Annotated in this window: 16 protein-coding genes; 8 read left to right on the top strand and 8 right to left on the bottom strand. The window is 65.3% G+C overall.

Annotation, left to right across the window (positions count from 1 at the left end):
• Window positions 1-82: 82 nt before the first annotated feature.
• The 3 genes from B2W55_RS34000 to B2W55_RS33990 all read right to left on the bottom strand — a co-directional run bounded on the left by B2W55_RS34000 (window position 83) and on the right by B2W55_RS33990 (window position 3,303).
• Window positions 83-1,846, bottom strand: coding sequence for a serine hydrolase (locus B2W55_RS34000; RefSeq protein WP_080890873.1), 1,764 nt, complete (start codon window positions 1,844-1,846; stop codon window positions 83-85).
• Between the two features lie 59 nt (window positions 1,847-1,905).
• Entirely contained in the window at window positions 1,906-2,523 is a 618-nt protein-coding gene (locus B2W55_RS33995; protein WP_024584381.1) for a LysE family translocator, read from the bottom strand.
• A gap of 153 nt (window positions 2,524-2,676) precedes the next feature.
• Window positions 2,677-3,303, bottom strand: coding sequence for an FMN-binding negative transcriptional regulator (locus B2W55_RS33990; RefSeq protein ID WP_024584380.1), 627 nt, complete (start codon window positions 3,301-3,303; stop codon window positions 2,677-2,679).
• Between the two features lie 109 nt (window positions 3,304-3,412).
• On the opposite strand from B2W55_RS33990, the gene B2W55_RS33985 reads away from it, so the two are divergent.
• On the top strand, window positions 3,413-4,933 hold the full coding sequence (locus tag B2W55_RS33985; RefSeq protein ID WP_024584379.1) for a PLP-dependent aminotransferase family protein: 1,521 nt from the start codon (window positions 3,413-3,415) through the stop codon (window positions 4,931-4,933).
• 15 nt (window positions 4,934-4,948) lie between these two features.
• Here the strand turns inward: B2W55_RS33985 and B2W55_RS33980 are convergent, their stop codons facing one another.
• Together B2W55_RS33980 and B2W55_RS33975 are read right to left on the bottom strand one after the other, a co-directional pair.
• A complete protein-coding gene (locus tag B2W55_RS33980) occupies window positions 4,949-5,461 on the bottom strand; it encodes a DUF1465 family protein (RefSeq protein ID WP_024584378.1) in 513 nt (170 codons plus the stop codon).
• A gap of 517 nt (window positions 5,462-5,978) precedes the next feature.
• Window positions 5,979-6,170 carry a DUF1192 domain-containing protein gene (locus tag B2W55_RS33975; protein WP_024584377.1) on the bottom strand — a complete coding sequence of 64 codons (192 nt, stop codon included), beginning with the start codon at window positions 6,168-6,170 and terminating at the stop codon, window positions 5,979-5,981.
• 268 nt (window positions 6,171-6,438) lie between these two features.
• Here B2W55_RS33975 and metG point away from each other — a divergent pair, with 268 nt between their 5' ends.
• From metG to B2W55_RS33960, 3 genes are all read left to right on the top strand, one after another.
• Complete coding sequence (gene metG / locus B2W55_RS33970) at window positions 6,439-8,118, top strand: methionine--tRNA ligase (protein ID WP_024584376.1); 1,680 nt, start codon at window positions 6,439-6,441, stop codon at window positions 8,116-8,118.
• A gap of 69 nt (window positions 8,119-8,187) precedes the next feature.
• Window positions 8,188-9,186: an NAD(P)H-quinone oxidoreductase gene (locus B2W55_RS33965; RefSeq protein WP_024584375.1), complete on the top strand. Its 999-nt coding sequence runs from the start codon at window positions 8,188-8,190 to the stop codon at window positions 9,184-9,186.
• Window positions 9,187-9,306: 120 nt separating this feature from the next.
• Complete coding sequence (locus tag B2W55_RS33960; protein ID WP_024584374.1) at window positions 9,307-12,183, top strand: EAL domain-containing protein; 2,877 nt, start codon at window positions 9,307-9,309, stop codon at window positions 12,181-12,183.
• Window positions 12,184-12,332: 149 nt separating this feature from the next.
• On the opposite strand, the gene B2W55_RS33955 is transcribed toward B2W55_RS33960, so the two are convergent.
• A complete protein-coding gene (locus B2W55_RS33955) occupies window positions 12,333-12,590 on the bottom strand; it encodes a DUF7662 domain-containing protein (protein ID WP_024584373.1) in 258 nt (85 codons plus the stop codon).
• 122 nt (window positions 12,591-12,712) lie between these two features.
• Between B2W55_RS33955 and B2W55_RS33950 the strand changes: the two genes are divergently transcribed.
• Window positions 12,713-14,206 (top strand): sensor domain-containing diguanylate cyclase, encoded by a 1,494-nt coding sequence (locus B2W55_RS33950; protein ID WP_029880028.1) that lies wholly within the window; start codon window positions 12,713-12,715, stop codon window positions 14,204-14,206.
• A 252-nt stretch (window positions 14,207-14,458) separates the two neighbouring features.
• On the opposite strand, the gene galU is transcribed toward B2W55_RS33950, so the two are convergent.
• Both galU and B2W55_RS33940 read right to left on the bottom strand, forming a co-directional pair.
• Entirely contained in the window at window positions 14,459-15,334 is an 876-nt protein-coding gene (galU, locus tag B2W55_RS33945) for a UTP--glucose-1-phosphate uridylyltransferase GalU (protein WP_024584371.1), read from the bottom strand.
• A 184-nt stretch (window positions 15,335-15,518) separates the two neighbouring features.
• Entirely contained in the window at window positions 15,519-16,817 is a 1,299-nt protein-coding gene (locus tag B2W55_RS33940; RefSeq protein WP_024584370.1) for an NADH:flavin oxidoreductase/NADH oxidase family protein, read from the bottom strand.
• Between the two features lie 93 nt (window positions 16,818-16,910).
• On the opposite strand from B2W55_RS33940, the gene B2W55_RS33935 reads away from it, so the two are divergent.
• The 3 genes from B2W55_RS33935 to B2W55_RS33925 all read left to right on the top strand — a co-directional run.
• Window positions 16,911-17,330, top strand: coding sequence for a MerR family transcriptional regulator (locus B2W55_RS33935; protein ID WP_024584369.1), 420 nt, complete (start codon window positions 16,911-16,913; stop codon window positions 17,328-17,330).
• A 132-nt stretch (window positions 17,331-17,462) separates the two neighbouring features.
• Window positions 17,463-18,842 carry a lytic murein transglycosylase gene (locus B2W55_RS33930; protein WP_024584368.1) on the top strand — a complete coding sequence of 460 codons (1,380 nt, stop codon included), beginning with the start codon at window positions 17,463-17,465 and terminating at the stop codon, window positions 18,840-18,842.
• 289 nt (window positions 18,843-19,131) lie between these two features.
• A partial coding sequence (locus B2W55_RS33925) for an SGNH family hydrolase (protein ID WP_291532745.1) occupies window positions 19,132-20,407 on the top strand: 1,276 nt, incomplete at its 3' end.

Here is a 20,407-nt window from a genome sequence, read left to right as displayed (position 1 = left end):
TTTGCTGAGTTGCCCGTCGGGTTATTTTGTCGCACCTGCCGCCCCCAAGCGGGTCTGCCGTCCTCAGGCGGCGCACACCCGATCATTGGGACGACTTCGGATCGATCGAGATCCTGACGAATCGCAGCTCCTTGACGCGGCCATCATCGACCGACAAGGCATCGCACTTGCCGTCGTCGGCGCAGACGAACTTCAGATTCCCTATCGGAAAGCCCGTCGTGAAGGCATCAGTTCCCACGGGTTGCAGATCGAGATCTCCTCGCGGGTAGCGCACTTTCAGCGCGTTCTCGCGAACGAACACGTCATAGATGACGCCGAGTTCTGCACTGTAGTAATGACCTTCGTATGCAGTGAGCCGATCCGCCGCAGGCTTGGCGATGGCTATGCGCCTCAGAGGAAGACTGGCGCCGTTCTGGTGCAGGATCGCGTGCTGCACCGTTCCTCCCGGCGTTACTTCATCGAAGACGACTTCGGCAGAGACGACCCTCAGTCGGAACGCGGTGTTGGAGACCGCGTACATCGGAAACAATGGCTGGCCGGTCGCGCGCGTGACGAGGTGATCATTGTCCTTGCTGAACGAAATGATGAACCCCGGCCTGAGTTCATAGTCGCCAACATAGGCATCGAGGAGCTTGGGGTCGACTGCAACTTCCGGCTTGTCGTCAAGCGCCTGCTTGTCGGAAGCGGGCTGCATCAGGTCCTTCAGATAGATGTCTGCGATCTCGAACGAGAGTGCCGCTGGATTCAGATCTCCCGCGTTTGCGAGGATCACGACCGAGAAATGCTGGTCCGGAAACCTGAGAATATTGGTCCGATAGGCGGCGTCGCCGCCCGAGTGCTCGACCGTCCTGAGCCCGCGATACTTTCCGATGAACAGGCCGGACGCGTAGTTGATCTCCTTGCCGTTGTTGAGCTTGCCTTTCTGCTGCATCTCGGCGAGCAGCGCCGGGCCGCCGACTTCGGCCGTGTAGAAGTTCTCGTCCCAGCGCGCCAGATCGCCGACCGTTGAAAACAGGCTCGAAGGCCCGACCGTCGAATAGCTCAGCGCGATGTACTGGTACTTGCCGTCCGGCCGTCGCGCGTAGGAATAGGCCCGGTCCTTGACGACGGTGCCGTATCTGTCCTGGAAGTGCGTGTTCGACATACCGAGAGGATCGAAGATGCGCTGCTTCGCGAACTCGGCTAGCGTCTTGCCGGACACTTGCTGCACGACCATCGCGAGCAGGGTGTAGCCGCTGTTGCTGTAGAGGAATTGATCGCCGGGCGCGAAGTTCAACCCGGTCTGTTGAAACAGCAGGCGCGCGACATCATCGTCCGTGATCTCGTCGTCAAGCCGCCACCCTGCGAGGGCCAGAAGATTCCACTGGTCGCGAACGCCGCTCGTGTGATGAACGAGCTGGCGGATCGTTATCACCTTGCCGAAATCGTGCAGCTTCGGAACATACTTGCGAACGTCATCATCCAGGGACAGCTTTCCGTCCTGGACGAGCAGGTAGACCGCGAAGGCGGTGAACTGCTTGGAGACCGATGCCAGGTGAAACACGGTTGCCGGCGTATTGCGGATGCCATACTCCAGATTGGCCGCGCCATAGCCTTGGCTGTAGATGATCTTGCCGTCTTGCAGGACGGCAACGACGGCACCGGGCGAGTTCGGCTCAACCCATCGGACAAACAGCTGATCGACGGCGCGCTCGGCCAGCGCTCGGTCTGGCGTTGCGGCGATCGGGGACTCCGATCGAGAGCCGGTGGCACCAAGCGCCGAAAGACACAGCGCCGCAACAGCAACCGCAATAGTCCTGAAAAGCATAACGACTCCCCCGGTCGAAGCTGCGAAGCGTCGCGCCATGACCGTAACACAAAGGCAGTTGGGGTTGCCGTCCTCATCAAAAAGTGAGGCATCTGCCCCTAGCGATCCTGGAACGCCAGCCGCGCGCCGAGTGCGATCAGGATGCTGCCGCCGATCCGCTGCATGATCCGTTGCGATCGCCGGGAGCGTTGCAGCTTCGACATCACGGCGCTGGCAAAGACGACGCAGACGATATCGACCGCCGAGAAGGTCAGGTTGACGATGGTGCCGAGCAGGAACAGTTGGGCCCAGACCGGCAGACTCGCCGTCGCATCGACGAATTGCGGCAGGAACGCCAGGAAGAAGATCGCGGTCTTCGGATTGAGCACCTCGACGACGATGCTTTGGGCGAAGGCGCGCTCGGCGGAGAGCGGCGGCAGCGTGGGACGCTTGGTGTTGTCTCGATCGCGAAACAGCGACAGGCCAAGCCAGACCAGATAGGCCGCGCCGGCGAGCTTCATCGCGGTGAACAGCGGCGGTACCGCATGAAACAGCAGCGCGAGGCCGGCGGCCGCGGCGACGACATGGACGTAGCCGCCGAGATGCAGCCCAAGCGAGGCCATCAGCCCCGCGCGCCGGCCGCCCGCCAGGGTGCGGGCCGCAGCATAAAGCATCGCTGGCCCGGGGATCAGCGCGAAGGTGGCGGTCGTAATGGCGAAGGCAAGATACAATTCCATGTCAGGTTCGATCTCCGGACGATAACGGGCTGATCGGCCGCTACTCCCCAGCAGCCGTCATTGCAAGCGAAGCGAAGCAATCCATCTGCCCGCGTCTACCGAGGGATGGATTGCTTCGTCGCTATCGCTCCTCGCAATGAAAGGCTGCACACCTCAATTCGCCGGGATCATCGCCGCGACCTCATGATCGACGGGGTTGTCGCTTTCGCCGAGTCCGGCGATGACGCCGGCGCGATCCTCCAGCTTGCGGTTCTGGCTCATCTTCTTCTTGGCATCGATCCGGGTGATCGGCATCCGGAAGCCGACGATGCCGCGCAGTTGGGCCTTGATGAAATCATCCGGCGCGTCGCTGACCTGCCAGGCTTCCGCGCGCGGCTTCTCGTGCAGCTCGGTCAGCCGGGTGACGACATCGAGCAGGCGATCGGCATCTTCGAAGAATTCGGCCGCGCCGTAGGCGTGCACGGCGACGTAATTCCAGGTCGGCACCACCTTGCCGTGCTCGGCCTTGGTCACATACCAGGACGGCGTCACATAGGCGTCGGGACCCATGAAGATCGCCATCGCCTCGCCGGTCGCAGGCAGCTTCCATTGCGGATTGGGCCGCGCGACGTGGCCATAGAGCGTACCGTAATCGCCCTCGTTTTCATTGAGGATCAGCGGCAGCGGCGTGCCGATCAGGCCGTCCGCGGTCGCGGTGACCAGCGTCGCGAGCCGTGAGGCCCGCATCGCGGCGTGGATCGGGCCGAGCTCATCCATCTTGAAATGCGGCGGCAGGTACATCGCGAACCTCTTGCAGACCTCTTGGTCGTCCCCATCACTTGTTGCTCGCAGCATAGCGCCGAAGTGGTCTATGATAAGAGCCACTTTCGATCATCTTAAATGGTCCACTATGCCCCGCCTGCGCGCCACGATCAGCATCCCCTCGCTTGGCGCGATCGACCGCGCCGCCGGCCAGGTCGGGCGCCAGCTTGCGCAGGCCCTGCGCGCTGGAATCACCAAGGGCGAACTGAAGGCCGGGGAATTCCTGCCGTCGACGCGGGCGCTGTCGGCATCGCTCGGCGTCGCGCGCGGCACGGTGACCGAGGCCTTCGAGCAGTTGCAGGCCGAGGGCTATCTGGTCTCGCAGGTCGGCGCCGGCACCCGTGTCGCGCCGACCTTTGCCGAACCGGCACGACCCGTCGGCCCGCCGGCTGGTCGCGGCCCGAACAAGTCAGCTCCGATCCAATTGCCGCCGCGCGCGGCGCGGCTGGCCAAGGTGGCGGCGGCGTTCACGCCGATGCCGGAAGTCCCGTTTGCGATCGCCGTCCCGGGCGGCGCCGTCGCTCCCGACGACAATTGGCGCCGCCTCGGCAACCGTGTGCGCGCCTCGCGCGCGGCGGCGCCCGCGAGCTACGGCGATCCGCGCGGCTTGATGGTGCTGCGGCAGGCGATCGCCGACTATGTGCGCAAATCCCGCGCCGTGCATTGCGAGCCTGAGCAGGTCGTGATCACGGCCGGCACGCAACAGGGATTGTATCTCGCCGGTCGCGTGCTGCTGTCGCCGGGTGATCCGGTGTGGACCGAGGATCCCGCCTATCCCGGCATGACCGCCGTGCTCGACGATCTCGATCTCGTCACCACGCGCGTGGCCGTCGATGCGCAAGGCATCGACGTCGACGCCGCGATCGCGGCGTGCCCGGATGCCCGCGCGGCGTTCGTAACCCCGTCGCATCAATATCCGCTGGGGATGCCGATGAGCATGGCCCGCCGCAACGCGCTGGTGGCGTGGGCACAGCGCAGCAATGGGTGGATCGTCGAGGACGATTACGACAGCGAGCTGCGCTATGCCGGTCATCCGTTTCCGTCGATGCAGGGTCTCGCGCCGTCACGCGTGATCTATCTGGGGACGCTGAGCAAGGTGCTGTTTCCTTCGCTGCGGCTCGGCTATGTCGTGGCGCCTCCGCCGCTGATCGATGCCTTCGCCGGCGCCCGCGCCCTGCTCGACCGCCACTCGCCGACCGCCGACCAGCACGTGCTGGCGGCCTTTATGCGCGAGGGGCTGTTCGAAGCGCATATCCGGCGGATCCGCGGCGTCTATGCCGCGCGGCGCGCGACATTGATCGCGGCGCTGACGCGTCACATGCCGGATGACGTCACGCTGCAACCGAGCGACCAGGGCATGCACCTGCTGCTGTGGCTGCCACCGCGCTTCGACGATGTGCAATTGGCGAGAGCCGCGCTTGCCGAGGGCATCGTGGTGCGGCCGATTTCATCGATGTACAAGAGTGAGCCACGGTCGGGCCTGATGCTCGGCTTCGGCGGGTTCGAGCCGGACGAGCTTGAGGCAGCGGCGGTACGGCTGCGACACGTCATGGATCAGCATGTCGCGCAGCGTCGGCTCAAGCCACGCCGTGCGGACATTGTGCGCTGATCTTTCAGACCGGTTTTATTGCTCGAACGCCGCCTTGAGGCGGTTGAGCTGCGGCACCAGCGGGTTGCCGATGGTCGAACGATCCGGCGCCGGCGCGTGAATCGTGGTGTCGAGCCGGCGGACGCGCGCCTGCAAATCCATCGAGCGGGCGATCAACTGCTGCAATTGCTCCGGCAACTTCGTCACCATGTCGGCCGGGCCAGGATCGGCAGCCGACAGCTTGACCTTGGTCTTTTCGCGATTGGCCTGGGTCAGCGTCATCTCGCCTTCCTTGACCGCGCGGTGCAGCAGCAGCCAGGAGGCGAGCTGCATCAGCCGGGTGGTCAGGCGCATGCTCTCGGTGGCATAGGTCAGGCTGACGGAGCGCTCCAGCGCCTTGGCCTCGGCGCGGCCGTCGCCGTCGAGATAGGCGGCGGTCTGCTCGACCAGGTCCATGCCTTCCCGGAACAGCACGCCAAATGCCGCAGAATTGGTCAGCCGTTCGCTGAACAGCACAAGCCCGACTTCGCTCTGGGAACGATCGGCCATGGTTAACGCCCTCACACCACCGTAACGCCCGCCGGCGTCTGATGCGCCAGCTTATGATAAACAAATCATTGCGCGGGCGCGCCGAAGAGTCCAGCCGCAACCCGATTTATGGTTTCCAGCTGATGGGACGCAACAAAAAAGAGCCGCCGTTTCCGGCGGCTTTTGAAGTTGATAACAGGGAGGCGTCAAACAGAGTGGACAGGAGCCACTCGGTGTCCAAACGAGGACAATGCAGTCATAATCGAGAAAGCTTAATCAATCGTAAATGAACGGATTTCTTGACGCTTTGTTTGCCATGTCGGCCATTGACCGAGTTTGGCACAGGCCCTCGCTGGTCCCCACGCGTCGTCCCGGCCTGGTGCGCCATTGCGCACGGGGCCGGGACCCATAGCCCCCAGTGCCCGCGTTGCTCGTGGCTGTGGCCCAACCTTACGCAACGAGGAACAGCGGTGGTTATGGGTCCCGGATCGCGCTCGCTTACTCGCTTGTCCGGGACGACCTGGTGCGATGTCGCTGGCTACGACTTGAAGAACGCGTTGGCGGCATCCTTCGATGCGCGCTTCTTCGACATCGCCTCCTTCAGGCGGTCGACTTCGGCGGTGAGCAGCGCGATGCGCTCGGTCAATTCCTCGACCGACAACAGCGAGAGATCCTGTCCGATCTCGTGGCTGATCTTCTTCCGCGGCCGGTCCTCATCCTCAATCGGCATGTGTCCTCCCGGCGATGTGATCTGGCGCCTTGGGTCCAGAGATGTTAAGTGTAGATACGAGGAGAATTTGCAGTGACTTTCGCGTGCGCGCAACATCTGACGCGAATGCCCCGGCCCGACCGCAAGGAGTCTGACCGGACGGGATAGCGCGCGTCTGCGCGCGAGGCATGAGCCGACCCCAAGCCCTTCCGATCATGCGGGAGGGCTTTTTGATTTTTCCGATTTGATTTTCGGGGTCGGCATCAGCCAACGCGAAAGACCCTCACCCATGAGCAAGATTCTCATCACCAGCGCCCTTCCTTACGTAAACGGCGTCAAGCATCTCGGCAATCTCGTCGGCTCGCTGCTGCCCGCCGACGTCCACGCCCGCTTCCGGCGGCAGATCGGTTGCGACGTGCTGTTCATCTGTGCGACCGACGAGCACGGCACGCCGGCCGAGCTTGGCGCCATCGAGGCCGGACAGGATGTCCGCACGTTCTGCGACGCGCAGCACGCCGTCCAGGCCGACATCTACCGGCGCTTTGGCCTCGCCTTCGATCACTTCGGCCGCACCAGTTCGCCGCGCAACCATGCACTGACACAGCATTTCTATCGCCGGCTCGATGCCGCCGGGCTGATCGCGGCGCAGACCTCGCAACAAGTTTGGTCGCCGCTCGACCAGCGCTTCCTGCCCGACCGCTACGTGCTCGGCACCTGTCCGCATTGCGGCGATCCGAACGCGCGCGGTGATCAGTGCGACCATTGCGGCACGCTGCTCGACCCGCCGGAGCTGATCGCGCCGCGCTCGGCGCTGTCAGGCGACCGCGCGCTCGAGATCCGCGACAGCCGTCATCTGTTCCTGCGCCAGTCGCAACTCGTCGAGAAGATCGGCGCCTGGATCGACAGCCGCGCGGGATGGCCGCCCTTCGTGGTGTCGACCGCGAGGAGCTGGCTCAATGCCGAGCTGCGCGACCGCTGCATCACGCGCGATCTCGCCTGGGGCATCGCCGTGCCGCGCGACGGATTTGACGGCAAGGTATTCTATGTCTGGTTCGATGCGCCGATCGGCTACATCGCGGCGACGCAGGAATGGGCGGACGCCGCGCCCGATCGCGACTGGCGCGATTGGTGGTGGCAAGCCAGTGACGTCAGCTACATCCAGTTCCTCGGCAAGGACAACATCCCGTTCCACACCGTGAGCTTTCCGGCGACGCAGCTCGGCTCCGGCGAACCATGGACCACCGCCGACGTGATCAAGGGATTCCACTGGCTCAATTACGAGGGCGGCAAGTTCTCGACCAGCCGCAAGCGCGGCATCTTCACCGATGCGGCACTGGAGGAACTGCCGGCCGACCTCTGGCGCTGGTGGCTGATCGCCAACGCGCCCGAAAGTGCCGACACCGATTTCGGCGTCACGCGGTTCGTTGCCGATGTGAACAAGGATCTCGCCGATATCTTCGGCAACCTCGTCAACCGCATCGCGAGCTTCGCGCATCGTGCCTTCGACGGCCGCATTCCGGATGGCGGCGCACCCGGTGACGCCGAGCATCGGCTCGCGCGTGATCTGGAGCAGCACATCGCGGCGCTGCACCGCCATCACATCGCACTGGAGTTTCGCGCCGCCGCGACGACCACGCGCGCGATCTGGGACGTCGCGAACGCCTACCTGCAACACGCAGCCCCCTGGACGGCGATCAAGTCCGATCCAGACCGCGCCGCCGTCATCACCCGCATTGGGCTCAATCTGGTCGCGCTCTGCGCCACGCTGGCGTGGAGCATCGTGCCGGGTCTGTCGGAACGCGTGCTCGGCGCACTCGGCCACGACGATGCGGTGCCGTGCTGGCCCAATGGCCCAGTGCTCACGCTGCTGGATCGCGGTGCCGGCACGCCGGTCGCGCGGCTCGGCCCGCTGGTCGAGAAAATCACCGCGGAGAAGGCCGACCATCTGACGAGGCGGTTCGGGACGTAATGGCGTTTCGCTCCGTTCGAAAAGGCGTTATGCCATCCGCCAATCCTCTTCCCTGACCAAGGACGAACCATGTCGAACCTGCCCGCGCAAATGACCGTCGTTGCCATCAGCAAGCCCGGTGGCCCGGAGGTGCTGGTGCCGGAGACCCGCGCGTTGCCGGTGCCGAAGGCCGGCGAAATCCTGGTCAAGGTCGCGGCCGCCGGCGTCAATCGCCCCGACGTCGCGCAGCGCTCCGGCTCCTATCCGCCGCCGCCCGGCGCGAGCGACCTGCCCGGCCTCGAGATCGCGGGCGAAGTGGTGGCGCTCGGCGAAGGCGCCAAGCACAAGATCGGCGACAAGGTGATGTCGCTGGTCGCCGGCGGCGGCTACGCGCAATATTGCATCGCGCAGGACGCGCAGGCGATGACCGTGCCGTCCTCACTGTCGATGCAGGAAGCCGGCGCTACTCCGGAAACCCTGATGACGGTGTGGCACAATGTGTTCGAGCGCGGCGCGCTGAAGGCCGGCGAGACGCTGCTGATTCACGGCGGCTCGTCGGGCATCGGCACGATGGCGATCCAGCTTGCCAAGGCGTTCGGCGCCAAGGTGATCGTCACCGTCGGCTCGCAAGACAAGGCCGATGCCTGCCTGAAGCTCGGCGCCGATCATGCGGTCAACTACAAGACCGAGGATTTCGTCGAGGCGGTGAAGACGGCCACCGGCGGCGCCGGCGCCAATGTCATCCTCGACATGGTGGGCGGCGACTATATCGACCGCAACTACGACGCCGCCGCGGTCGAGGGCCGCATCGTCCAGATCGCGTTCCTGTCGGGAACACCCAAGACCACGGCCAATTTCTCCAAGCTGATGATCAAGCGGCTGCACCACACCGGCTCGACCTTGCGTCCCCGTAGTAATGCGGACAAGGCGGCGATGGTCGCGGCGATCGAGGCAAAGGTGCTGCCCTTGCTGCGCGAAGGCCGCGTCAAGCCGCTGATGGACAGCACATTCCCGCTGGAAAAGGCCGCCGACGCGCACCGCCGCATGGAGACCAGCGAACATATTGGCAAAATTGTGTTGGTCGTCTAATTCTCAACGTGGAAGCAGGGGCGGAAACCCTTTGATTCCCTTCGCATTCGTGTCATTTATCGCGCCACCTCCGGGCCGGTCGCCGGATCCGGGCAGTTTGTCGATCGCGGAGTACTGACATTGCGTCTGATCAGGTGCCTTGCGCTGCTCGCGCTGGGCCTCATGATGTTTGCCGCTGCGCCTGAAGCGTATGCGATCGACGCGGTCAGCGTGCGCAGCGATGCGCCGGCGATCGACCTGACAGCGGTGCTCGACCATCAGCGCAGTGAAGGCGATCGCATCCAGGTCTCCACCGCGCCGGGAACCGACGGCATCGTGCGCCGCATCGAGGTTCGCGCCCGCGAAGGCGGCCAGAACTGGGTGGTGTTCGCGCTCGCCAACAACACCGACGACCAGCTCGACCGCCTGATCGTCGCGCCGCATTACCGCATCGTGTCGTCAGGCCTGTTGTGGCCAGACCTCGGCCTGTCGCGCATCGCGACCATCACGCCCTCGGTCGGCGATCGTCCCGAGCGGCAGGAGAGCCCGACCGCCGACGTGTTCCGCATCACGCTCGATCCCGGCGCCGTCGTCACCTATGTCGCCGAGCTGCGCACCGACAAGCTGCCGCAGCTCTATCTGTGGGAACCCGACGCCTACAAGGACAAGGTCAACTCGTTCACGCTGTACCAGGGCATCGTGATCGGCATCTCGGGCCTGCTCGCGCTGGTGCTCACGATTTTGTTTGTGGTCAAGGGCAGCATCATGTTCCCGGCCGCCGCCGCGCTGGCCTGGGCGGTGCTGGTCTATATCGGCGTCGACTTCGGCTTCTGGGGCAAGGTGCTCGACATGTCGAACAACGCCGAGCGCGTCTGGCGCGCGGCGGGCGAGGCGATCCTCGCGGCGACATTGCTGGTGTTCCTGTTCGCCTATCTCAACCTCAGTCGCTGGCACGTGCGCTACTCGCACATCACGATCGGCTGGTTGGTCTTCCTCGGCTCGCTGGTGGCGCTGGCGCTGTTCGATCCCGCGGTCGCCTCCGGCATCGCGCGGATGTCGCTGGTGATGATCGCGTTCGCCGGCTTCGCCCTGATCGTCTATCTCTCGACCCACGGCTTCGACCGCGCGGTGCTGCTGATCCCGACCTGGTTCCTGCTGGTGGTCTGGGTGATCGCAGCCGGCATGACGGTGGCGGGCTCGGTCACCAACGACATCGTCGGCCCGGCGCTGCTCGGCGGCCTGGTGCTGATCGTGATGCTGATCGGCTTCACGGTGATGCAGCACGCCTTCGCCGGCGGCGGCGCCACCACCGGCGTGGTCTCCGATGTCGAGCGTCGCGCCTTGGCGCTGACCGGCTCCGGCGATCTGATCTGGGACTGGGACGTCTCCGCCGACAAGGTGTTCACCAGCCCCGAGACCGAGGCCCTGCTCGGCCTGAAGCGCGGCACGCTGGAAGGCCCGGCGGCGAAATGGCTCGAGGTGCTGCACCCGCTCGACCAGGACCGCTTCCGCGCCGCCCTCGACAGCGTGCTCGACCAGCGCCGCGGCCGCCTGGTGCAGGACTTCCGGCTGCGCACGCCGGACGGCCACTTCATGTGGTTCGCGCTGAAGGCGCGGCCGGTGGTCGGCTCCGACGGCGAGGTCTCGCGCGTGGTCGGGACCCTCACCGACGTCACCGAGTTCAAGAACTCCGAAGAGCGGATGCTGCACGACTCGGTGCATGACAATCTGACCGGCCTGCCGAACCGCCGCCTGTTCATGGACCGCCTCGGCGCGGTGGCGAACCTCGCCAAGACCATGCCGAGCCTGCGGCCGACCCTGATGGTGATCGACCTCGACCGCTTCAAGCAGGTCAATGATTCCGTCGGCATCGCGGTCGGCGATTCCATCCTGCTGACGCTGGCGCGCCGGCTGACCCGCATCCTGAAGCCGCAGGACACGCTGGCGCGGATGGCGGGCGACCAGTTCGGCCTGATCCTGCTGTCGGAGCAGGACCCGGCGCGGATCACCAATTTCGCCGAGACCATCCGCAAGACCATCCGCGCCCCGATCGCCTTCAACGACCGCGAGATCTTCCTGACCGCCTCGATCGGGCTTGCGCTGTCCGATCCGCAGGCGCCGCTCACCGACGAGATCATCAAGGACGCCGAACTTGCGATGTATCATTCGAAGCGGATCGGCGGCGACCGCATCGACGTCTACAAGCCGGCAATGCGGGCGCGGAAGACCGACCGCCTGACGCTCGAGAGCGATTTGCGCCGCGCCATCGAGCGGCAGGAGCTCACGATCCTGTACCAGCCGATCGTACGGCTGGAGGATCGTGCGATCGCGGGCTTCGAGGCGCTGGTGCGCTGGGACCATCCCAAGCTCGGCCGGATGTCGCCTTCGGAATTCATCAACGTCGCCGAGGAGACCGGCCTGATCGTCGATCTCGGCATGTTCGTGATGGACCAGACCGCGCGCCAGCTCGCGGTGTGGCAGCGCGCGATGCGGGCGCGCGAGCCGATCTTCGCTTCGGTCAACGTGTCGTCGCGGCAGTTGCTGCGCCACGACCTGATCCACGATATCCGTACCGTGCTGTCGCGCTCCTCGGTGGCGCGCGGCACGCTCAAGCTCGAATTGACGGAATCGCTGGTCATGGAGAACCCGGAGCACGCCGCCCAGATGCTGGCGCGGATCCGCGAACTCGGCACCGGTTTGTCGCTCGATGATTTCGGCACCGGCCATTCCTCGCTGTCCTATTTGCAGCGCTTCCCGTTCGACACCATCAAGATCGACCAGTCGTTCGTCCGCACCACCAGCCGCGGCACCCGCCCGGTGATCCTGAAATCGATCATCGCGCTGGCGCATGATCTCGGCATGCAGGTGGTGGCGGAAGGCGCCGAGACCGATTCCGACGCCGTCGAGCTCTACCAGCTCGGCTGCGAATACGCGCAGGGCTTTGCGTTCGGCGAGCCGATGGACGCCGACGCCGCCACGCGGCTGCTCACCGAGGAACGGCTGGAAGCCGCGAGCTAAGGCTCCGGCGGAAGCAAATCTGTCGCCCCGACTTCCGATGTCATACTCCGCGAAAGCGGAGTAGCCAGTACGCCGCGCCGTCGCCGTATCGCGATGAAGGCCCTGGAATACTGGATCGCTCGCTTTCGCGGGCGATGACGTTGCTCCCGCTAACGCGGCTTCGGCATGCGCTTGAACTTGACGCTCTTGCCGTCGGTCTGGCGCGTAGCGATGTAGCCGGCCTCGAGGCAGGCTTCGCGCTGCGGCATCTTCTCCTGCGGGCTGCGCAGGGTTTCCCACCACGAGGCGCGATGCGCGGCGCGCGGCAGCGCCGCGTCGATGATCGTCTCGATCTCGTCGAAAGTCAGCACGAACTCAGGCAGATGCTGCTTCTTCAGATAATCCCGCAGCGTGTCGTAGTCGTTCACAACGTCCTCGATGACAAGATTCAATATACCGGCAACCACCCGTTAACCCATTCGGAGGCCGCTGTCGCCATTTAAGGCGACAACAAGATTTCCCGATGCATGACGGCTTTTTGGAGCTGAGAATGCCACTTCGACGGGGAAACGACGCAAAACGGCGCTGGCGGCTATCGGCAAAGCTGCTGATCGCCGCGGCGGTTGCGACCGTCCTCGGCTTCTCCGCGGTCTGCACCGGCGTGATGCTCGACATGCGCCGCGGCGAGGAGGAACTGGCGCGCCGGACCCTGGAGAATCTCGCGTCGGGCATCGAGGCCGACATCAGCCGCAATGTCGAGCTCTACGACCTGTCGCTGCGCGCGGTCGCCAGCAATCTCGAGATGCCGGAGATCCGCAATGTCAGCAAGGAGCTGCGCCAGTTGATCCTGTTCGATCACGCCGCGACCGCTCAGCATTTCGGCGCGATCCAGGTGTTCGACGCGGCCGGCAACCTGACCATCGACGCCGCAAGCCTCGATCCGCGACCGGAGAACCGCAGCGACGAGGAATACTTCACGGCCCATCGCGACCATCCCGACACCGGGCTCTATGTCAGCCGGCCGATGCTGCATCGCGGCTCCTACGCCATCGTGTTGAGCCGGCGCATCTCCGGCGACGACGGCCGCTTTCTCGGCGTCGTGGTCGGCTCGATCCGCTTCAGCTATTTCCACGACCTGTTCGGCCGCTTGAACCTCGCGCCGGGCGACACCATCACCGTGTTGCGCCGCGACCGCACCATCATCATGCGAACGCCGTTCGATCTCGACGTGATCGGCAAGAACCTCGCGGAGCAGCTGGACTGGAAGGCCGAGAACCTGAAGGTGGGCGGCGCCTTCTCGGGCAAGGGTCCGGTCGACAGCACGCCAAGGCTCTATGTCAGACGCAGCGGCGCCGGCCCGCTCTACGTCGTGGTCGGCAAGCCGCTCGAAGCGGTTTTCAACCTCTGGCGCACCGAGGCGATCCGGATCGGCGCAATCATGGCAGTGCTGATCCTGTTCGTACTCAGCGCGGCGATGGTCCTTGCCCGCGAGATCGTCCGCCGCGCCGACGCCGAAGACAAGCTCGAGGAACTGGCGACGACCGACGCCCTCACCGGCCTGAAGAACCGGCGCAAGTTCGACAGCGAGATCGATCGCGAGTGGCGGCGAGCAAGCCGGCACGGCCAACCGGTTGCGCTCCTGATGATCGATGCCGATCACTTCAAGGCCTACAACGACACCTATGGGCATCAGGCCGGTGACCAGGTGCTGGTCGGGATCGCGATCTGCATCTCGGACGCGGTGCGTCGCGCCGGCGATTGCCCGGCGCGCTTCGGTGGCGAGGAATTTGCCGTGCTGCTGCCCAACATGACCGCGCTCGAGGCTTTCAAACTGGCTGAAGCCATCCGCGGCAAGGTCGCGCAATGGTGCGAGGGCGAATCGATCACGACGGTGAGCATCGGCGTCGCCAGCATGCGCCCGATCGCCGGCCAGCAGGCGGCCGACCTGATCGAGGCCGCCGACAAGGCGCTCTACGCCGCCAAGGCCAACGGCCGCAACCAGTCGGTGCTCGCGACCGTTCCGAAGATCGCGCTGGTGGCGTGAGGTCGAAGCCGGCAGCAGCGAGATGCCGGTTGCACATCGAGCATCGAGCCACGCAACTCTCACCCCATCGTCGTCCTGGCGAAAGCCAGGACCCATAACCACCGAATTTGCTGGTGAACGGGAACGTGGCCCCAGCGCCGCGCAGCAGCGAGCATTTGGGGTAATGGGTCCTGGCTTTCGCCAGGACGACGATGAACAGGTTGCGCTGGTGGTGCGCCGTCGGGCAAATCAACGCTAGCGACGCGGCCCCGCTCACTTCTCGAGATATCGCTTCATCTCGGCGATCAGGCCGTCGCGCAACTCGGGGCGCTTGAGGCCGAAGGCGATGTTGGCGCGGAGGAAGCCGGGCTTCGAGCCGCAATCGTGGCGCTCGCCCTCGAACTCGACGCCGTAGAACTTCTGGGTCTTCGCGAGCCCGATCATCGCGTCGGTGAGCTGGATCTCGCCGCCGGCACCGCGCTCCTGCGTAGCCAGGATATCGAAGATCTCCGGTTGCAGGATGTAGCGGCCGGTGATCGACAGGTTGGACGGCGCGGTGCCCTTCGCCGGCTTCTCCACCATGCCGTCGACCTCGAAGATGTTGCCGGTGCGCTTGCCGACACCACAGATGCCGTACTGATGAGTGAGTTCGTCCGGCACCGGCTCGACCGCGATTACATTCGACTTCTCGCCAAGCTTGTTGGCAGCATCGACCATCTGCTTCAGGCAACCCGGCGTGTTCAACACCAGCTCATCGGGCAACACCACCGCGAACGGCTCATTGCCGACGATATCGCGCGCGCACCACACTGCGTGGCCGAGGCCGAGCGGCGCCTGTTGCCGGGTGAAACTCATCGCGCCGGCTTCAGGCTGGTTCTGGGCCAGAATGTCCTGCTCGGTCTTCTTGCCGCGCTGCGCGAGCGTGGTGTCGAGCTCGAACATGCGGTCGAAGTGATCCTCGATGACGCCCTTGTTGCGGCCGGTGACGAACACGAAGTGCTCGATACCCGCTTCCCGCGCTTCGTCGACCACATACTGGATCAACGGCTTGTCGACGATGGTCAGCATCTCCTTCGGCATCGCCTTGGTGGCGGGCAGCACGCGGGTGCCGAGACCGGCGACGGGAAATACGGCTTTGCGGATCTTCATGGGATTATCGGGAGCCCTTGAAATGGGTGGGACGTGCGAAACTGTTTTATTTGACGCGTTTTCCCGCGAACCGGAATCGACTTCGCTTGAAAGCACGATATTCGCATCTTCGTACCCGTTTTGCAGCCGAGAACAAAGGCGGATGTGTGATGCGCACCCACCCGGCTTCCTTCACGGCGTTCGGCTATCGAGGCATCCCGACCGCCCGCGCATTCGCGTCCGCCGGCGGCGACCCGTCGCGCGACACAGCCGCAGCGGCGGATGACGCGATCCAGCGCCGATATTTACGGGTGAGCGACGCCGTGCGCAGCTGGGCGAAAATTAACGCTTTCACGGGCGAAACGTTCGGTTTCGCTGCACGGCCCCGGCTCAACCGCCGCAACTGGAATTTCACGACGGCCATCGCAGCCAGTGAAGCCAACGCCTTGCTCTTCCAACGGATCGGCGCGACCTCCGGCCGCGGGTCCTCGCCATTGCGCCAGGCATTCGCCAAATCCGGCCTGATCGCCAGCGCCGTGCCGATGCCTGCGATGGCAACGCCGCTGTCGAGCACGTGTTGTACGACGCCGATGCGGCGAATGCCGCCGGTGACCATGACGGGCATGCGTGCGACCCCTGCGATGTCGCGCGCGAAGTCGAGGAAGTAGGCCTCGCGCGCCAGGGTGCGGCCGTCGCGCGCATCGCCCTGCATGGCCGGTGCCTCGTAACTGCCGCCCGACAGTTCCACCAGATCGACCGGCAGTTCATTGAGCAGCTCGACGACCGTCTTCGCGTCGGCGGCATCGAAACCGCCGCGCTGGAAATCGGCGGAATTCAATTTCACCGCGACCGAGAAGCCGGGCGACACCGTGGCGCGGACCGCCTTGACGGTTTCGATCAGCAGCCGCGCCCGGTTCTCGAGCGAGCCGCCCCAGCGATCGGTGCGTCGGTTGGCCAATGGCGACAGGAACTGGCTGAGCAGATAGCCGTGCGCGGCGTGGATCTGCACGCCGGAGAAACCGGCGCGCTCCGCCAGCCTCGCGGCGCTGACAAAGCGCGCGATCACGTCGTCGATGTCCTGCTCGGTCATCGCCCTCGGCATGGCAAACAGGTTCGAATGCTTGCCGAGATCGAGCGGCACGGCGGACGGCGCCAGGGTTTGCTGGCCGAGGTTTTTCATCATCTGCCGGCCGGGATGATTGAGCTGCATCCAGATCTGCGCGCCCTTGGCGCGGCCGATCCGGGCCCAGTTTCGAAACGCCTCGAGCTCGGTGCCGTCCTCCAGCACGACGCCGCCCGGTCCGGTCATGGCGCGACGATCGATCATGACATTACCCGTTATGATGAGGCCGGCGCCGCCGTCGGCCCAGGCCTGGTAGAGGCGAAGCAGCTCGGCCGAGGGCAGATGCCCTGCGTCGGCCATGTTCTCCTCCATCGCCGCCTTGGCGATGCGGTTGGGCAGGCTGCTTCCATTGGGCAGGGTGAGGGTCTCAAACGGCGACATGGGCCAGGCTCCTTGGGCCAATTTCCCTATTGATCGACGCGCACCATAACCTTAGAGTTAACTTTAAGGTCAAGCCGCGCGGAGCGCCCCGAAATGAAGATTGGAGAATTGGCGCGGGAATCCGGCCTCGCGCCATCGCGCATCCGCTTCTACGAGCGACAGGGCCTGATCGGGTCGATCGATCGCGGTTTGAACGGCTATCGGCAGTATTCGCGCGGCACGAGACAAATCCTCGAGATCATCGTGATGGCCCAGCAGGCCGGATTTTCACTCGATCAGATCCGGAACCTGCTGCCACCACATGGCAAGGGGGACTGGAGCCGCGACGCGCTGCTGGCCGCGCTGAAGACCAAGGTGACCGAGGTGGAAGCCCTGCGGCGCCGCCTGGCTGAAACACAGGCCGGGCTCGAGGTGGTGATCGCCCGGATCGAAGCCACGCCACCCGGCGGCGACTGCTTTGCGAATGCCGAAGGTATTTTGGCCGACCTCCGGGAGCAGTCCAAAGCGGGCTGACAACCCGGACAATTTGTCCTGCCCCGCCCAATCGCGCGATTTCGTCACGCCCAAAATGCCACCCATTGTTAAGCTATTGGAAACCGTGACGGGGCCTTCTGGGACGGCACGATTTTAACAGGCACACGACAAATGCGCTCGACGGCAACATCGCGGACCAAGCACTTCAGCGCAGGCCTCGTCGCGCTGGCCCTGCTGCTGCCCGGCAGCACCCAGGCCCAGTCGGCGGGCAACGGCCTGACCAATTTGATCGACAGCATCTTCTCAGGTCCGAACGCGACGCCGCCGCAGGCAGCAACCGGGCAGGATGGCGCGGCACCGCCCTGGAGCGGCGAGGACGGCGCCTCAGGCCATCCGCTGATGACAGCCGCAGCGATCCGCCAGGCCGCGTCCGACTTCCCGAACTGCGTCGCGGCGATGTGGCCGGATGCCGCGCGGCGCAACATCACGCAGGAGAACTTCCAGCGCTTCACCGCTGGCCTGCAACCCGACTTGCGCATCATGGACCTGATGGATTCGCAGCCGGAATTCACCAAGGCGATCTGGGACTATCTCGACATCCTCGTCAGCGATACGCGATTGGCCAAGGGCCGCGAGATCCTCGCCAAATACAAGCCGCAGTTCGATGCGACCGAGCGCGCCTATGGCGTCGACCGCTACATCATCGCCGCGATCTGGGGCATCGAATCGAACTACTCGACCCAGATGGGCGATCGCAACGTGGTGCAGTCGACCGCGACGCTGGCCTGCATCGGGCGCCGTCAGGCCTATTTCAAGGACGAATTCCTGTCGGCGCTGGAGATCCTCAACCGCGGCGATCTGCGCCCCGAGCAGATGCGCGGCTCGTGGGCCGGCGCGTTCGGCCCGACCCAGTTCATGCCGACCGCGTTCAAGCGTTACGCGGTCGACGGCGATGGCGACGGTCGCCGCGACGTCGTCGACAATCCGAGCGACCTGATCGCCTCGACCGCCAACAATCTGAAGAAAGACGGCTGGCAGAGCGGCGCGAGCTGGGGCTACGAGATCGTGATCCCGCAAGGCTTCAACTTCATGCTGGCCGACCGCGCCAAGGCCATGACGCTTGCGCAGTGGGAACATCTCGGCGTCAAGCGGCCCAACGGCCAGCCGTTCCCGCGGCCCTCCGACAAGGCCTATCTGCTGGCGCCGGCGGGCGCCGAGGGGCCGGGCTTCCTGATGTTGCAGAACTTCCGGGTGATCATGAAGTACAACCCGGCGGAGGCCTACGCGCTCGCCATCGGCCATTTCGCCGACCGGCTGCGCGGCGGCCAGCCCTTCGTGCAGCCGTGGCCGCGCCAGGAACGGGTGCTGTCGCGCGCCGAGCGGCTGGAATTGCAGCAGCTACTCGCCCAGCGCGGCTTCTACAAGGGGACGCCGGATGGCCAGTTCGGCGGCCTGACCCGCGAGGCGCTGCGCGGCTTCCAGGCCTCGATCGGGGCGCCGGCCGACGGTTTCGCCACCTCCGAGGTGCTGGACCGGCTGCGGGGACGGTAGCGGACGGCCCCATGTGGCCCGAATGAAGCGCAGCGAAATCCGGGTTCTCACCGCGGTTGGCCGGTCCCGGATTGTGCTTCGCTCCATCCGGGCCACGGCCCTCGCGTCACCCCAGTTCCATCGCGGTCAAACTCGGCCCCTGCCCCGCGAAAGTAACCGTGAAATCCGATATTTGCCCGTCGCCTTGACGGCCGCCGGGCGCACCCGATTTATGGTGGAAAAGCTGCCCGCGTGCGGCCCGATTCCGCTAGTATAGCCACGTACTTCCAGATCATTGCGACCGAGCTCGATGGCAAAGCCGAAGTCCTTCCTGCGCATCTTCACCGAAGCCGGCCCGCTGGTCGCGCTGACGGTGGCGCTGGCGCTCCTGATCGGCATTGCCGAGCCCGCCTCGGCGCAGTTCTTCGGCTTCCCCGGTTTCGGTGGCGGACCGCCGCAACCGCAGCGCCGTGCGCCGCCACAACATGGCGGTGGTGGCGGCTGGTTCGGCGGTGATTTCTTCGCACCGTTCCAGCAGCAGGCGCCGCAATCGCAGCCGCAGCGGCCGCGCGAGGATTTCTCGCGTGCGCCTCCGCCGGCCAAGCGCGAGACCGCGGCCGAGCGCAACGTGCTGGTGATCGGCGACGCGATGGCCGACTGGCTCGCCTATGGCCTGGAGGATGCTTATTCCGACCAGCCCGACATGGGCGTGATCCGCAAGCACAAGACGGTGTCCGGCCTGATCCGCTATCAGCCCAAGGGCGACCCGGCGGATTGGGCGGCAGCCGCCAAGGGAATTCTCGCCACCGAAAATCCCGACGCCATCGTCGTGATGCTCGGCCTCAGCGACCGCACCGCGATCCGCGAACCGGTGGTGGAAAAGAAGGTCGAGAAAAAGGACGAAAAGAAGGACGCCCGCGCCAAGCCGGATACCAAGCCGGGCGACAAGCCAGATACCGCGGCCAAAGCCGACGCCAAGCCTGCCGATCCCGAGCTGCCGGCCGACGACGCCGACAGCGACTCGCAGGCCACGCCGGAAAAGACCGCGCGCTCGCCCAACGGGCTCTACGAATTCCGCGACGACCGCTGGGTCGAACTCTACGGCAAGAAGATCGAGGAACTGATCAACGTGCTGAAGAGCAAGGGCGTGCCGGTGCTGTGGGTCGGATTGCCCGCGATCCGCGGCCAGAAGGGCACGTCGGACATGCTGTTCCTCGACGCACTCTATCGCGACGGCGCCGGCAAGGCCGGCATCACCTATGTCGACGTCTGGGACGGCTTTGTCGACGAGGCCGGCCGCTTCATGCAGAAGGGTCCGGACTTCGAAGGCCAGCCCCGCAAGCTGCGCTCCGATGACGGTGTGTTCTTCACCAAGGCCGGCGCGCGCAAGCTCGCGCACTATGTCGAGCGCGAGGTGACCCGCCTGCTTGCGGTGCGCTCCGGCCCGATCGCGCTGCCGAGCGAGCCGGCGGCGCCCGAGACCAGCACCGAGCCCGGCAAGCCGCCGCCGCGGCCGCTGGCGGGCCCCGTGCTGCCGCTGGTCGCCTCGACGGTCGGCACCGATCAATTGCTCGGCGGCCCCGGCT

The organism is Bradyrhizobium sp. UBA2491, assembly GCF_002341725.1.
Lineage (GTDB): Bacteria > Pseudomonadota > Alphaproteobacteria > Rhizobiales > Xanthobacteraceae > Bradyrhizobium.
Note: the sequence above shows the minus strand (reverse complement) of the source record. Positions and strands in the feature narration are given on the sequence as shown.

Excerpts from the sequence above, each read along its gene's own strand:
- B2W55_RS34000 (WP_080890873.1), bottom strand. The coding sequence starts at position 1,846 with ATGGCGCGACGCTTCGCAGCTTCGACCGGGGGAGTCGTTATGCTTTTC.
- B2W55_RS33995 (WP_024584381.1), bottom strand. The coding sequence starts at position 2,523 with ATGGAATTGTATCTTGCCTTCGCCATTACGACCGCCACCTTCGCGCTG.
- B2W55_RS33990 (WP_024584380.1), bottom strand. The coding sequence starts at position 3,303 with ATGTACCTGCCGCCGCATTTCAAGATGGATGAGCTCGGCCCGATCCAC.
- B2W55_RS33985 (WP_024584379.1), top strand. The coding sequence starts at position 3,413 with ATGCCCCGCCTGCGCGCCACGATCAGCATCCCCTCGCTTGGCGCGATC.
- B2W55_RS33980 (WP_024584378.1), bottom strand. The coding sequence starts at position 5,461 with ATGGCCGATCGTTCCCAGAGCGAAGTCGGGCTTGTGCTGTTCAGCGAA.
- B2W55_RS33975 (WP_024584377.1), bottom strand. The coding sequence starts at position 6,170 with ATGCCGATTGAGGATGAGGACCGGCCGCGGAAGAAGATCAGCCACGAG.
- metG (WP_024584376.1), top strand. The coding sequence starts at position 6,439 with ATGAGCAAGATTCTCATCACCAGCGCCCTTCCTTACGTAAACGGCGTC.
- B2W55_RS33965 (WP_024584375.1), top strand. The coding sequence starts at position 8,188 with ATGTCGAACCTGCCCGCGCAAATGACCGTCGTTGCCATCAGCAAGCCC.
- B2W55_RS33950 (WP_029880028.1), top strand. The coding sequence starts at position 12,713 with ATGCCACTTCGACGGGGAAACGACGCAAAACGGCGCTGGCGGCTATCG.
- galU (WP_024584371.1), bottom strand. The coding sequence starts at position 15,334 with ATGAAGATCCGCAAAGCCGTATTTCCCGTCGCCGGTCTCGGCACCCGC.
- B2W55_RS33940 (WP_024584370.1), bottom strand. The coding sequence starts at position 16,817 with ATGTCGCCGTTTGAGACCCTCACCCTGCCCAATGGAAGCAGCCTGCCC.
- B2W55_RS33935 (WP_024584369.1), top strand. The coding sequence starts at position 16,911 with ATGAAGATTGGAGAATTGGCGCGGGAATCCGGCCTCGCGCCATCGCGC.
- B2W55_RS33930 (WP_024584368.1), top strand. The coding sequence starts at position 17,463 with ATGCGCTCGACGGCAACATCGCGGACCAAGCACTTCAGCGCAGGCCTC.